The sequence below is a fragment of the Flagellimonas profundi genome (genome assembly GCF_017313275.1).
GTDB classification, from domain to species: domain Bacteria; phylum Bacteroidota; class Bacteroidia; order Flavobacteriales; family Flavobacteriaceae; genus Flagellimonas; species Flagellimonas profundi.
Map to the genome: position 1 here is coordinate 901,037 of NZ_JAFLNM010000001.1, position 14,814 is coordinate 915,850.

Annotated in this window: 12 protein-coding genes; 4 read left to right on the forward strand and 8 right to left on the reverse strand. The window is 40.8% G+C overall.

Translation table 11 applies throughout. The features are described 5' to 3' along the window. Positions 1-132: 132 nt before the first annotated feature. Positions 133-306: a hypothetical protein gene (locus J0654_RS04120; protein ID WP_207026387.1), complete on the forward strand. Its 174-nt coding sequence runs from the start codon at positions 133-135 to the stop codon at positions 304-306. Between the two features lie 176 nt (positions 307-482). Here J0654_RS04120 and J0654_RS04125 read toward each other — a convergent pair whose 3' ends face one another. The 7 genes from J0654_RS04125 to J0654_RS04155 all read right to left on the reverse strand — a co-directional run bounded on the left by J0654_RS04125 (position 483) and on the right by J0654_RS04155 (position 8,481). Beyond that, entirely contained in the window at positions 483-2,993 is a 2,511-nt protein-coding gene (locus J0654_RS04125) for a TonB-dependent receptor (protein ID WP_207026388.1), read from the reverse strand. Positions 2,994-3,094: 101 nt separating this feature from the next. Further along, a complete protein-coding gene (locus J0654_RS04130) occupies positions 3,095-3,589 on the reverse strand; it encodes a hypothetical protein (protein WP_207026389.1) in 495 nt (164 codons plus the stop codon). A 68-nt stretch (positions 3,590-3,657) separates the two neighbouring features. Then, the gene (gene arsC / locus J0654_RS04135) at positions 3,658-3,999 is read right to left on the reverse strand and encodes an arsenate reductase (glutaredoxin) (RefSeq protein WP_207026390.1); all 342 of its coding nucleotides are present in this window, start codon (positions 3,997-3,999) and stop codon (positions 3,658-3,660) included. 10 nt (positions 4,000-4,009) lie between these two features. Then, positions 4,010-5,111, reverse strand: a protein-coding gene (prfB, locus tag J0654_RS04140) for a peptide chain release factor 2 (RefSeq protein ID WP_207026391.1) whose coding sequence is annotated in 2 segments (ribosomal slippage) — positions 4,010-5,047 and positions 5,049-5,111 — 1,101 coding nt in all. Because the reading frame shifts where the segments join, the coding sequence is not laid out codon by codon here. A gap of 53 nt (positions 5,112-5,164) precedes the next feature. Beyond that, entirely contained in the window at positions 5,165-6,022 is an 858-nt protein-coding gene (locus J0654_RS04145) for a transglutaminase-like domain-containing protein (protein WP_207026392.1), read from the reverse strand. A 40-nt stretch (positions 6,023-6,062) separates the two neighbouring features. Continuing rightward, positions 6,063-7,010, reverse strand: a complete 948-nt coding sequence (locus tag J0654_RS04150) for an alpha-E domain-containing protein (protein WP_207026393.1) — start codon at positions 7,008-7,010, stop codon at positions 6,063-6,065. 4 nt (positions 7,011-7,014) lie between these two features. Continuing rightward, complete coding sequence (locus tag J0654_RS04155) at positions 7,015-8,481, reverse strand: circularly permuted type 2 ATP-grasp protein (protein WP_207026394.1); 1,467 nt, start codon at positions 8,479-8,481, stop codon at positions 7,015-7,017. A gap of 196 nt (positions 8,482-8,677) precedes the next feature. Here J0654_RS04155 and J0654_RS04160 point away from each other — a divergent pair, with 196 nt between their 5' ends. Beyond that, complete coding sequence (locus J0654_RS04160) at positions 8,678-11,080, forward strand: zinc-dependent metalloprotease (protein WP_207026395.1); 2,403 nt, start codon at positions 8,678-8,680, stop codon at positions 11,078-11,080. An 8-nt stretch (positions 11,081-11,088) separates the two neighbouring features. Further along, positions 11,089-12,114 carry a threonine aldolase family protein gene (locus tag J0654_RS04165; protein WP_207026396.1) on the forward strand — a complete coding sequence of 342 codons (1,026 nt, stop codon included), beginning with the start codon at positions 11,089-11,091 and terminating at the stop codon, positions 12,112-12,114. Positions 12,115-12,213: 99 nt separating this feature from the next. On the opposite strand, the gene J0654_RS04170 is transcribed toward J0654_RS04165, so the two are convergent. Then, positions 12,214-12,540 carry a YbaB/EbfC family nucleoid-associated protein gene (locus J0654_RS04170; protein WP_207026397.1) on the reverse strand — a complete coding sequence of 109 codons (327 nt, stop codon included), beginning with the start codon at positions 12,538-12,540 and terminating at the stop codon, positions 12,214-12,216. Between the two features lie 103 nt (positions 12,541-12,643). Here J0654_RS04170 and J0654_RS04175 point away from each other — a divergent pair, with 103 nt between their 5' ends. Beyond that, positions 12,644-14,782, forward strand: coding sequence for a S9 family peptidase (locus tag J0654_RS04175; protein WP_207026398.1), 2,139 nt, complete (start codon positions 12,644-12,646; stop codon positions 14,780-14,782). Positions 14,783-14,814: the final 32 nt, after the last annotated feature.

The window sequence follows — 14,814 nt, forward strand, 5'->3', positions numbered from 1 at the left end:
AATTTTGTCCTACAAAGGTAGGATATAGGGCATTTATATGGTAGCTGATCATGATAAATACACTTTTTTTGCCTATCTATTTGCTTTTTTTGATAAGAAGAAAGTATCTTTGTTAAAACAAAAGGAGTAAAGATGTTCGAATTTGACCAATATTTAGGTTTTTTAGCTTTTCTAACAATTTTGACAATCGGTTTTTGGTTGATGATATTCCTATTGACCTTTGTAGTACCTTACTGGTTGATTGGTAACCTAAGGGAAATGATGAAAGAAAGAAAAGAGGCGAAACGCGCCCAACTAGAAGAATAAGATACACGAAAGGAAGCCAAATTGGCTTCTTTTTATTTTCAATCTGTTTATAAAAATAGTTTTCGTTGATTCAAATGGAAACTATTTTTTTTTGCCCATATTCATTATTTAATATGGAATTATAAAAAAAAACAGCCATATAATGGCTGCTTTTTTATTTAAGTCTTGGGATTTTTCTAAAATTGTCCTTCTTCATAATCCTCCTGCCTGCCGGGTCGTCCACGTTTTTTCTGTTCGTTGATGCGATAGATAAATGAAACTCTTATCTGTCGTTGTCTCCATTGGAATTCACTGTTCTGATCATAAAAATCCGTGGTTGTGAACGAGCTTCTTTTTCTAGAGTTCAAGAGGTCCTGAACATTTAAGGAAATGGTGGCATTATCATTTAAAAGGTCTTTACTAAAAGCTAGATTGATGGATAGGATACCGTCTGATCGTCCTTGGACTTCATCAGATGCACCACGGTAAAAAGCATTGGTTTGCCAATCAATTTTCCCTGGCAATGTAACTTTGGAACTAAAACGACCAAACCAACTATTATTGGATTGACTATAGTCAACGCCATTGAATTCACCATCAAGACTGAATTTGAAAAAATTAAGGCTTCCATTTAAACGTAGCCATTTAAAAGGATTATACAGAAGGCCTAGTTCGGCACCGGTTCTGTTATTGGTTGCCAAATTAAACGGAATGTTACGTACTACCTCTACTTGAGAGCCTCCCGGGCCGGTAATGAACACCTGTTCCTGAACTCTTTGAAATGCGTCGGTTTCCCTTTGGTAATACACGGATGAAGTCAAGGTCATTTTACCCCATCGCTTTAAATATCCCAAATCAAATGCATTTGAAAAGGCAGGTCGTAAGTTGGGGTTACCCTGAAAAATATTCGTTCTACTGCTTCTAGAGGGAAAGGGATTCAAAAACCATCCTCTAGGACGATTGATTCTTCTGTTATATCCCAAAGAAACATTCTCTGTTTCACTAAACTCATATATGAGGTTAACGGTAGGAAAGAGACCGGTATACGTATTGTCAAAATCAGTATCTATTGGAAATGAAAATTCTTCCTGCAGCTCCTCCTCGGTAAGTTCAGATTCTATTTTACCCTTTAATTGAGTGCTTTCCATTCTAAGGCCCAAAAGAAAATTGAAGGCACCAAATTTTGATCCATATTGTGAATATAATGCGTGTACATTTTGAGTGTAATCAAAAATATTCGTTTGGTTCACATTGAGCTCAAGAATGCCGCTTGCATTTTCTTGAAGAAGGCGGTAATCCGTAACTTCATTTTCAAAGTTCCCTCGATACCCCGCTTCAAATTGGGAGTCCTCACCAAATGGCAAGACATAATCACTTTGTATTAAATATTCCGTTTGATCTTGCGTTTCGTAAGTTTCTTCCCTTGGAATATTGATATCCGTGTTATCGGTATTATTGTAGCGAACGGGTTCCGATATAAAACCATTTTGTTCTTCAGAATCTACGGCATATTGAAAGTCTGCAGTTAATACCTGTCCATCTTCATCAAATCGGTTAATGTAGTTAAGCGATATTTGGTGGGTCTTATCTTTTTCGGTTTCAAGCTCACTTCTTGTTGTACCCACCTGAGGATTATTGGCCAATAGATAATCGTTGGCGTTGGTGGTAAGATCTTCGTCGCTTCCTCCTCTAAAAAAATACGAAGCGGTAATGGAAGATTGTTTATTAAAGAAATACTCCATTCCAAAGTTGGTATTGATCCCGCGATTTATTCGGTCATAATTTCGATCCTCGATATTCCTGTCATAGGCAATACTGTCCAAAAAAGCATCCTGTCTAGGGTCAAAATATCTAGTATCAAAAAAGCCGTTACCGGGACCTTCTCTATATCGGTAACCAATTGTGGTGAAAAAATTGAACTTGTCAGTTCTGAGGTTGGCATTGGCGGTGATACCTCCATTGGTCGGATGACCTGCATATACATTAACAGAACCATTAAAACCAAGGGTCTTTTCTCTTTTTAAAACAATGTTTAATATACCCGCAGTACCTTCGGCATCATATCGGGCAGATGGACTGGTGATAACCTCTACCTTTTCTATGGCATCTGCAGGTAATTGTTGGAGTGCTTCCGTGGATCCAAAACCTGCAAGTGCAGAAGGTTTACCATTGATAAGTATACGAACATTTTCGTTTCCGCGAAGGCTGATGGCACCATCAATATCAACATTAACAGAAGGTACGTTGCTAAGAGCGTCGCTTATTGTTGCTCCACTTGTGGTAAGGTCTTTTCCAATATTGTAGATTTTCTTATCCAAACGAACTTCAACAGTGGTTTTTTCTCCAACTACCTCAACTTCGGCCAACTGTGCCACATCTGGGGATAATGTGATGGACCCTAGATTGGTATCGGAATTGTAAGTTTGTCCTTGAAGGGAGTATGTCTTGTACGATATAAACTCAACACTGATATTATAGGTACCAGGACTGGCTTCTACCTCAAAATTACCCGAAAGATCTGTTATCCCTCCAGTGACCTGGTCAGGGTTTTCCGCACTTTGCAATACAAACGTGGCATATTCCAGAGGCTGTCCGGAATCTGAATCTACTACCTTTCCCGTAATTGTAATGGGTTTTTGTTGCTGTTGTGCCGTTCCCTGAAAAATGGAGAGAGTCAAAAATAATATCGGGATAATTATCCTATGCATAGTTTGAATTTTACTATGCAAAAATTGGAGTAAAATAAGAGGGCAAGAAATATTTATCCCTCAACAACATATTTGATCCTGCGAATGACCTTAAAGAATTGTTAATCCTTATTCTTTTTATTCTTTTTGCGCTTCTTTTTCTTTGTGGCCTTGAAACGGTTTTCCTGTAGCTCCATAAAGGCATTGAATTTATCTTCTGATAGACCGGCCTTAAGTTCCGCGTCTTGCCTTCTTTTGATTTTTTCCACCTCGGACTTCATTTTTAGCGGTTCCAGCTGCAAAATTTGAAGTTCTATCCTTTGTTGAACGGATTGTACCAAAGTTGTACGCACAACGGCTTGTTCAAAAGGGTCGAGTTCCAAAGCTTCAGTTATTGAGGGCATTTGCTCATCCACAATTTCTTCCGCGGTAGGTGGAGTTTCTTCCTTTTGATTATCTACAGGCCCTGCTTGTGGAATAGCAGTTCGTCCTCGACCGTACAGACTGCGAGATCCATATCCATAAGGAGAACCATAACCATATTGGGCGGACACCTCGCCAATGGCAAACACACCGATTAATAAGCTTATAAAAAACAGAGTTTGCGTAGTTTTCATGGGGTAAATATAATGTTTAGGTTTGATTAATAGCCCTGTTCATTGTTAAATCTAACTGGTTATCAGAATTATAGCAAACTTGAAATATTCTCGGGAGGTCTTCCCACAACTGCCTTTTTGCCATGTACCACAATGGGCCGCTCAATTAACTTTGGGTTTTCTGCCATCGCTGTTATCACCTGATCATCTGTCAATGTTTTTCCTTTGAATTTTTCCTTCCAAATGGCTTCGGTTTTACGGACCAGGTCAATTGGGGCGATTCCCAAATATTCGATCAACGTCTTAATTTCTTCTTTGCTTGGTACATCATCCAAGTATTTTACAACTTCGAATTCCTTTCCCGATTTTTCCAAGATGGCCAATCCTTCCCTGGATTTTCGGCATCGTGGGTTATGGTATATTTTAATCATGATTATAATTTTATTCTTGTTCTTCTTTCTGTCCCATCATCATCAAGTATGCTTTTAAAAATGCATCCAAGTCTCCATCCATTACAGCGTCCACATTACCTGTTTCCTCGCCTGTACGCACATCCTTTACCAATTTATAGGGGTGCATCACATAATTACGGATTTGTGAACCCCATTCAATTTTCATTTTGGAAGATTCGATTTCCGCACGGGCCTCTTGTTTTTTCCGAAGCTCTATTTCGTACAGCTGCGATTTCAGCATTTTCATGGCTGTGGCCCTGTTATCGTGTTGTGAGCGAGAATCGGAACAGGAAATTTGGATTCCTGTTGGTTTGTGCAACAATTGCACCTTGGTCTCTACTTTATTCACGTTTTGCCCTCCAGCTCCGCTTGACCGTGCTGTGGTTATCTCAATATCCGACGGATTCACTTCGATTTCGATACTGTCGTCCACTAACGGATATACGTAAACAGAGGCGAAAGAGGTGTGCCTCTTGGCATTGCTGTCAAAAGGCGAGATACGTACCAATCTATGGACCCCGTTTTCACCCTTGAGCCATCCAAAGGCATACTCACCCTCAATTTCGAGGGTTACCGTCTTTATTCCTGCAACATCGCCTTCTTGGTAGTTGAGTTCCTTGATTTTGTAACCGTTCTTTTCGGCCCACATCATATACATTCGCATCAGCATAGAGGCCCAGTCACAACTTTCCGTACCACCCGCTCCTGCCGTAATTTGAAGCACGGCGGTAAGCTCATCACCTTCATCCGAGAGCATATTTCGGAACTCCAATTTTTCAATGGCAGCTGATGCTTTGTCGAACTGTTTGGTGACCTCCTCCTCGGAAACCTCGTCGGCTTGTTGAAACTCCATAAACACTTCTAGGTCGCCGATCAATGTTTTGGCTTCCTCAAAGTCTTCTACCCATTTTTTTTTGGATTTGATGGATTGCATTTGTTTTTGGGCTTCTTGTGGATTGTCCCAAAAACCTGGAGCAAGGGTTTTTTCTTCCTCATTCTCTATTTCAATAAGTTTGGCATCAATGTCAAAGATACCTCCTTAACGCACCAAGGCGCTCAATAAGATCTTTTTGCTGATCTGTAGTTACCATGTAATGTATTTTGGGTAAAAATAAGTTTCTTTCTGCAGAATACCTTAGGTATTTTACTGTTGTTGTGCGGCTTTTACCGACACCGAATATTCCGTTTCGTTTTCGCCCAGTGTATACACGACTCCTTTTAAAGGGGCACAATCGGTGTAGTCCTTTCCATGACAGACCTTTATGTGATTTTGGTTAGCCAAAACGTTGTTTGTGGGATCAAAACCTACCCAACCAACGTTGGGTACAAAGGCTTCGGCCCAGGCATGCATTTGTGAATCCCCAAAAAAACCGTGCCCTTGATGTAAATAACCGGATACATATCTGGCTGGAACCCCATGATGTTTGGCTATGGCACAGAATAAATGGGTGAAATCCTGACAAACACCATGTCGGTTTTCGATGATTTCGTCCAAATTGGTATTGACATCCGTGACCCCGGTTTTAAAGTACAAATGGTCATATGTCCAGTGATTGAGGTCGGTCAAATTTTCAAAAATTGATTTTTTGGAATCGAAGGCGTAAATGGACTTATGCTCTTCGAGCAATTGAGTGAACCTCGTATTTCTCAGGTAAGGTTCGTAATCGACCCTAAAATCCAAGCTATCCACTAATTTTCGTTCTTCATCAATGTCCAAGGGCAGATCAAAATCGAACGGATTGACCTCTTTTTTAGTGAGTTTAAAGTGTGCATTGAACTTAATATGGTCCAATACTTTTTTGGAACGTACCTGCACGGTTTTAAATCCCAGTCCATTTTCGGAAACGCTGTTGTTTTCGTCAAGATCGTTCTCAAAATGCCAATAAGTAAGTTCTTGGGTGTCATTCTCTTCCGGAATGATTAAAAACTGCCAGAATGCCTCGTTCAACCCTTTTTCATAAGAGTTTCGGGTGTCATAATCTATTTCATATTCATACAGCATCTAGGTGAATTTCAATCGTGCCAAGGTACTCAAAAAAGGATCAGTAATTGAAGAATTCTTTCTCCATGCTTTCACTAATTTTGAACATTTTATTTAGAATCATGTCCAAGTTTCCTTGGATATCCTCCAATATTTCATCAATCTGTTTAAATTGAAACTCTGCTTTGACTTTTCCAACCAAAAATGCTGTGGAACTTTGGGAGTACTCCACCTTTTTGTCGATTTCCAAAATATGCTTGTGAACTTGGTTGATGCAATTCATAAACGATCTTGGGCATTTGCCGTTCAATAATAAAAACTCCAATGTAGATGTGCCATTGGGGGTTTTTTTGTACAACCTTCGCATCATATCATAGGATTCGGCGCATTTTAACAAAGTGCTCCATTCATAACTATTGCCGATGGGATCTTTGTAGCTTCCTTTAGCCATGAGGGCATCGTTGTATTTGGTATTGATGATACGGGTGATCTGGATGGCCCTTTCTATGTTCACGCCCATCATGATGATGGCATACACTTCATCGTGTAACAATGTACCCCTAATTTTACCACGTAAAACGGCTGTCATTTCCGTAATGTTCATGGTAAAATCGTACAAGTTGGTTTTAAGGTAGGTATCCGTGTGGTAATTCATCACAAAGTGATAAAATTTGTTCAAACTTTCATACAGCTCCGTTGATATGAGATCACGGGAACTATTCGCGTTTTCTCTGGCGATTTTTATACTACTGATAATGGAGTAGGGCTTGGCGGGGTTTAGTCCCAAATCGAACAACACCGCTTCTTCATTAAGTTCCTTTTGCGGATCTAAAACGGGGTCGCCGACCATGAACAACATGGATTGTAACACAAAATCCCGCGAATGTGAAAGTTGGTTCGGAGCATCTAATGATGAAAAATAGTTTACGTTCATAAAACGAGCGATGTGTTCGGCACGTTCTATGTATCTACCCATCCAAAATAGGTTATTGGCAACTCTTGCAAGCATATGATTATTGTTTTAGGACCCACGTATCTTTGGAACCGCCTCCTTGGGAGGAGTTCACAATCAAATTTCCTTCTTTCAGGGCTACGCGGGTAAGCCCTCCTTTCAATACAAATTGTTCGTCTTTGCCCAGCACGGTGAATGTCCTTAGATCAACATGACGTTGCTCAAAGGATTCCTTTTGGTCTATATACGTGGGGTGTACGGATAGCGACATAATGGGCTGGGCCACATATTTACGGGGATTCGCCTTCACCTCGGATTTTACGCGTTCAATTTCATCCTTGGTTAATCGATTACCAATGGAAATACCGTATCCTCCTGCCTCATCCACGGGTTTTATAACCAAGTCCTTTATATTATCCAGCACATATTGCAATTCCTTTGGCCTGCTACAATGGTAGGTATGTACATTTTTCAGTATCGGCTCCTCGTTCAAATAATATTTAATAATGTCGGGCATGTAGGTGTAAATGGCCTTATCGTCCGCTACACCCGTTCCGGGGGCATTGGCAAGGGTAACATTGCCCTTGCGGTAAGCGGCAAAAATTCCAGGAACACCCAAAGTAGAGTCTGGATTAAATTCCATGGGGTCAAGGAACAAATCGTCAATCCTACGGTAAACTACATCTACACGAACAGGACCTTGGGTGGTTTTCATGTACACGAAATCATTTTCAACAAAGAGGTCGCGTCCCTCAACCAATTCAACCCCCATGGCTTTGGCCAAATAGGAATGTTCGTAATATGCCGAGTTGAACATTCCCGGTGTTATGACCACGGTTACGGGGGAATCTACCCCATGTGGCTTTGCGGTTTCCAACAAATGCAAAAGATTTTCTGCATAATCGGTTACCGAGTGGGTCTTATAATGGTTAAAAACCCCGAACAGCGCCCTTTTTAAGGCAGTTCTGTTACAAATCACGTAGCTTACTCCAGAAGGACAACGTATGTTATCTTCCAACACATAATAATTGCCATCCGAATGTTTTATAATATCCGTACCCGAAATATGGTTATAGATCTTGTTTGGCGGGTCCACATTCATCATTTGATGAAGATAGTTGGGTGAAGAACTTAACAGCTCAATGGGTACCACCTTATCTTTTACGATTTTTTTATCGTGATAAACGTCCCATAAAAAATGATTTAGCGCAATATTGCGTTGTATGGCTCCTTTTTCGATGATTTCCCACTCCTCTGAGGTAATAATTCTCGGGAAAAGGTCAAAAGGGAAAATTTTCTCCTGGCTTTTTTTGTTGCCATAAACTTGAAAGGTGATGCCTTGGTTAAAAAACGATGATTTTGCTTTGTTGTTAAGGGAGACATAGTCATCTATGGATCTTGTGCCATATAGATCTAAAAGCTTTTGGTAGCCCGACTTGACCCCTCCATTTTCATCAAAGACCTCATCATACAAACCCTCTTTTTTAACGTAACTGGAAAAGATAGATTTATCCTCGGATGTACCCATATTGTTTTTCTTTTAATATAGGCAATTCATTTGGCTTTAGAGGTTAACAATATTCAAAAATCCGCATGTTATAGAAAAGAATATTCAAAAATCACCTTCAAATTTTATGAAATTACGGTTTAATGGAATAGAAGATTTTTCAAGGGGTTATTTAAAATGATTTCCATAATTTTAAAGGCAATATTTCAACCAGATTATGAAGAACACGACTACACTCATCGCATTATTTTACTTTGTATGCTCCTCATTGGGGGCCCAAACATTTGAAAAGGCCAAGGATTTTCAAAAGTTCAATGGCTATTTTAATTTTTACTATGATGACTCCACGGATAAAATCTATCTCCAGGTTGATGATTTGGGAAAGGAATTTTTATACGTGTATGCATTGAGCAGCGGTATAGGAAGTAATGATATAGGACTAGATCGCGGACAATTGGGGAATGAGCAAGTAGTTTTCTTCCGTAAAGCAGGGAAAAAACTACTATTGGTTCAGCCTAACCTGGATTACAGGGCGATCACCAACAACGATTTGGAAAGAAAATCAGTAGAGCAAGCCTTTGCCAAGTCCATTTTACAGGGCTTTGAGATTGTGGAAGAGTCCAAAGGTAGTTACCTCATAGATTTCACTGATTTTTTAATGCGTGACGCCCATGGTGTCTCCAACCGATTAAAACGAGCTAAACAGGGTACTTATAGTTTGGACAAGTCCAAAAGTGCTTGGGCTTTTGAACGTACCAAAGCGTTTCCTAAAAATGTGGAGTTCGATGTGACACTTACCTTTAAAGGTGAACCCCAAGGTGCTTGGATTCGTTCGGTAACCCCAACACCTAGTTTGGTAACCGTTGCACAGCACCATTCCCTTGTGGAGCTGCCAGATGATAATTTTGAAAAACGACTTTTTGATCCACGCAGTGGAGGATATCCTTTTTCTTATTACGACTATGCCACACCAGTGCAAGAATCTTTGGTAAAAAGATTTATTAGAAGACACCGATTAAAAAAGAAAGATCCGAACGCCGCGGTTAGTGAAGCGGTTGAACCGATCGTTTATTATTTGGATAACGGTACACCGGAACCAGTGCGTTCAGCCTTGTTGGAAGGTGGGAAATGGTGGAATCAGGCCTTTGAAGCAGCAGGATACAAAGATGCATTCCAAATGAAAATACTTCCTGATGATGCCGACCCCTTGGATGTCCGTTACAATGTGGTGCAATGGGTGCACCGTTCTACAAGAGGATGGAGTTACGGCGCCAGTGTAGTAGACCCAAGAACGGGAGAAATTTTAAAAGGCCATGTAAGTTTGGGCAGTTTGCGTATCCGTCAGGATTTTATGATTGCCCAGGCGCTAATGAACAAGCCTTTTGAGGAAAGGGATGATAATTATGAGCCTATGTTGGAATTGGCATTGGCCAGAATCCGTCAGCTTTCCGCACACGAAATAGGACATACATTGGGATTCGCCCATAATTTTGCAGCAAGTACCAACAATAGAGCATCTGTAATGGATTACCCACACCCACAGTTTGAGTTGGAAGGCGGTGAAATCAGTTTTGACAATGCTTATGATACAGGAATAGGGGAGTGGGATAAGGTAACCGTAGCCTATGCCTATTCTGATTTTCCAAATAGCACCAATGAACAAGATGCATTAAATGCTATTTTAAAAAAGGCACAGGACGATGGGTTACGATATATTTCCGATCAAGATGCCCGTCCAAAAGGAGGAGCTCATCTGTTGGCCCACTTATGGGACAACGGAAAAAGTGCTAGTCAGGAATTGGACGACATGTTGGAAATACGGGAAAAAGCTATTGAAAACTTTTCCATAGACAATGTTAGAACAGGTGAAGCTTATTCTGTTTTGGAAGATGTTTTTGTCCCTATCTATTTCTTCCATAGATACCAGACCGAAGCGGTATCCAAAGTTATTGGTGGTTTGGATTACAATTATGCTGTTAAAGCTGGTGGGCAAACCCCTGTGGTGCCCGTCGACGAAGCTGTGCAGGAAGCAGCAATGGAATCCATTTTAAAAACATTGGATGCCGAGGTTATTGCCATACCAAAGAACAAACTTGAACTTTTCCCTCCAAGAGCCGTTGGTTTTGGTCGTTCCAGGGAATCCTTTAAAGGAAGAACAGGTGTTAGTTTTGATGCCCTTTCAGCGGCAGAAACAGCGGCAGATATGACCTTGGAACTTTTACTTCATCCAGAGCGTGCTTCAAGATTGATCCAGCAAAAAAGTCTGGACAAAAACCAAATGGGTCTAAAAGAAGTATTGGAGGAGACCATTAAAGGTACTTTTGACCTTTCTCACCGTAATGATTACGAAGAAGAAGTACAGCATACCATCAATTTTAGAGTTCTTTATCACATCATGAATTTGGCGGCCCACAATGATGTGCATCCACAAGTGAATGCCATGGCCAATGAGGCTTTGAACAATCTAAAAACCCAATTGTTGAGCGATGGTAAAAACGCGGTAGCAGCAGAAATGGTAAAAAGAATCGATGCGTTTATGAAGAAACCATCTGAATTTAAATTGATACCTGTTGAAAAAATCCCTGATGGTTCACCTATTGGAATGGACTGCATGGACTAAAATATTTTATGGAAATAAACTTGATAAGTGACACTGTCACTAGACCTTCAACAGGAATGTTGGAGGCCATGATGAATGCAAAAGTAGGAGATGATGTATTTAAAAACGACCCTACTGTAAATGAATTGGAAGCTAAAGTTGCCGAGTATTTTGGTATGGAAGCCGCCCTTTTTTTTCCAAGCGGCACCATGACCAACCAAACGGCGATAAAAATACACACGCAACCTGGAGACCAGTTAATTTGCGATAAATATGCCCATGTGTACAATTATGAAGGGGGAGGAGTAAGCTTTAATAGTGGTGTTTCCTGTAAATTGGTAGATGGTGACCGTGGTATGATGAAAGCCGAACAGGTGGAGGCTTCCATAAATCCGCCGGATTTTTACCATAGCCCATTGACTACGTTGGTCTGCATAGAAAACACTACGAACAAAGGTGGTGGCGCTTGTTGGGATTTTGAGGAATTGAAAAAAATCCGAAAAGTCTGCGATGAACACCATTTAAAATACCACTTGGATGGTGCCCGACTGTGGAACGCCTTGGTGAAAAAGCAAGAAGACCCAAAAGCTTACGGGAAGTTGTTCGATACCATCAGCGTATGTTTGAGCAAAGGCATGGGGTGCCCCGTAGGTTCTGTTTTGGTGGGCAGCAAAGCGGATATAGACAAAGCATTGCGTATCCGAAAAGTGTTTGGCGGCGGAATGCGTCAATCGGGTTATTTGGCGGCTGCCGGTATTTATGCTTTGAATAACAATATCGACCGACTTGCTGAAGACCACAAAAAAGCAGAAGAAATAGGAGAAGTACTGGAATCATTGGATTTTATCAAAAAAGTGGAGCCCATTGAGACCAATATCATCATTTTTGAAATTAATGAAACTAAAATGTCGTCCGAAGCATTTTTGGAACAACTGACCAAAAACGAAGTGTCCATTATCGGGATGGGGCAAGGTAAACTGCGTATTGTTACCCATTTGGACTATACCAATGCCATGCATGAGCATTTCCTAAAGGTTTTGAAAAGTATTGGTTAGGAATGTTAATTCGAACGCAGTCGAGAAATCTAAAAAGGTCTCGACTGCGCTCGACCAGACAAGTATAAAAATGCCCCTTAATATAATTTCAGGGGTGTTTTACTTCATAAAAGCATCCATTCCGGGAATGTTTGGCATACCTTCTTTGGCCACGGCCGCCAATTCCGCTTCGTTTACCTTCGTGGCTTTTTCAATGGCTTTGTTCAACGTCAGTACCAAATAATCTTCCAATTGCTCCTTATCTTCCAAAAGGGAATCATCAATGGCAATGGATTTTATTTCACGATTGGCCGTCAAGGTAACTTTGAGGAGCCCATCCGAGGATGCTTCATCGATCATCACGGTGTTCAATCGTTCCTTGGTTTCTTCAACTTTCTTTTGGGTCTCTTTTATTTTACCCATCATTCCCATTAGATCTCCAAACATATCTTTAAATTTTAGGCTTGTCGGACCACTGTCAAAACAAGCAATACATTAATATTTATCAAATGTAATATCAAAAGTAGTAAATTGGCTAAAACACTTTCCAATGAAACAAACGAATGCAAGAATTTCTATTCTGGTTTTATGCCTTATTTTTGCGACCGCTTGCAAAAACAATAAAGACGAATCCATGAATATAAATCCCCCTGTGGCCCCTAAGCATCCAACGCAACTTGAGAAGCACGGCGATCTTAGAATCGATGATTATTATTGGATGAACAACAGGGAAGACCAACAGGTTCTGGATTACTTGAACGCTGAGAACGAGTATTTTCATAAAATGACGGCCCATACCGAGAAATTTCAGGAAGAACTTTTTAAGGAGATGAAGGGCAGGATCAAAGAAGATGATTCTTCGGTTCCCTACAAATTGGATGGTTACTGGTACATTACCCGATACGAAGAAGGCAAGGAGTATCCGATTTATTCCAGAAAAAAGGAAAGCTTGGAAGCGGCTGAAGAATTGTTGTTCGATTGCAACCAAATGGCCGAGGGGCACGAGTTTTTCAACTTGAGGGGTGTTTCCATCAGTCCCGATAATACCATGGCTTCCTTTGGAACGGATACCATTTCCAGGAGACAGTACAACATTCAGGTAAAAAACCTTAAATCAGGGGAGATTTATCCCGATATCATTGAAAACACAACGGGAAGCTCCGTTTGGGCCAACGACAACAAAACGCTTTTTTACACAAAGAAAGACCCTGTCACCTTACGTTCGGACCGGATTTTTAAGCACGTATTGGGAACCTCTTCCGAGGAGGATGAACTGGTTTTCCATGAAAAGGATTCCACCTACAACACTTTTGTGTATAAGACCAAATCCAGAAAATATATTGTAATCGGCTCCAGTAGCACGCTTACATCGGAATATCGAATTTTGGACGCAGATGATACGGAAGGGGAGTTCAAGGTGTTCTCACCACGAGAAAAGGGAGTGGAGTATTCCATTTCCCATTTTGAGGGTGATTTTTATGTGCTTACCAACAAGGGCGGTGCCACCAACTTTAAGTTGATGAAAACAAGCGAGAATAATACATCATCAGAACATTGGGAGGAATTTATACCGCATCAAGAGGATGTTCTATTGGAAGATGTTGAGATTTTCAGAGACTATTACGTGGTTACTGAACGTAACAATGGTCTCAACCAAATGAAGATTGCCAAATGGGATGGTTCCGACAGCTATTACCTGCCTTTTGATAGTGAAACGTATGTGGCCGGGCCATCCGTCAACCTGGACTTTGATACCAAAGTACTACGCTACTACTACAACGAAATGGGCGAGCCCTATGCCATCATCGATTTTGATATGGAAAACCGAACCAAAACGGTTATGAAGCAACAAGAGGTTTTGGGCGGCAAGTTTGATAAGGATAATTACAAAACCGAGCGTTTGTGGGCCACGGCCAGGGATGGAAAAAAAGTGCCTATCTCCGTAATTTATCATAAGGACACCCCTTTGGACGGCACAAGTCCGTTGCTGCAATACGGTTATGGCTCTTACGGGGCTACCATCGACCCCTATTTTTCGTCCATTCGTTTGAGTTTGTTGGATCGTGGTTTCATCTACGCCATTGCACATGTTCGCGGTGGTGAGTATTTGGGAAGGCCTTGGTACGAGGACGGCAAATTATTGCACAAAAAAAACACCTTTACCGATTTTATCGATGTTTCCAAATATCTGATAGAGCGTAATTATACCAGCTCGGAACATTTATATGCCATGGGCGGTTCCGCTGGTGGACTGTTAATGGGCGCCATTATTAATATGGAACCTGAATTGTACCATGGGGTAATTGCAGCTGTTCCTTTTGTGGATGTGGTCACAACCATGTTGGATGATACCATCCCATTGACCACTGGGGAATATGACGAATGGGGCAACCCGAACCAAAAGGATTATTACGATTACATTAAATCCTATTCACCTTACGACAATATAGAAGCTAAGGCATATCCACATATGTATGTATCCACAGGTCTGCACGATTCTCAAGTACAATACTGGGAACCAGCTAAGTGGGTCGCTAAATTAAGGGAATATAAAACGGACGACAACCTCTTGTTTTTGGATACCAACATGGATACCGGGCACGGTGGAGCATCGGGCAGATTTGAAGCTTTGAAAGAAACAGCAAAGGAATATGCGTTTATTTTAGACCTTGAAGGAAAAGCCCTTTAAAAATAAAATGTTACATTTGCACGGAACATTTC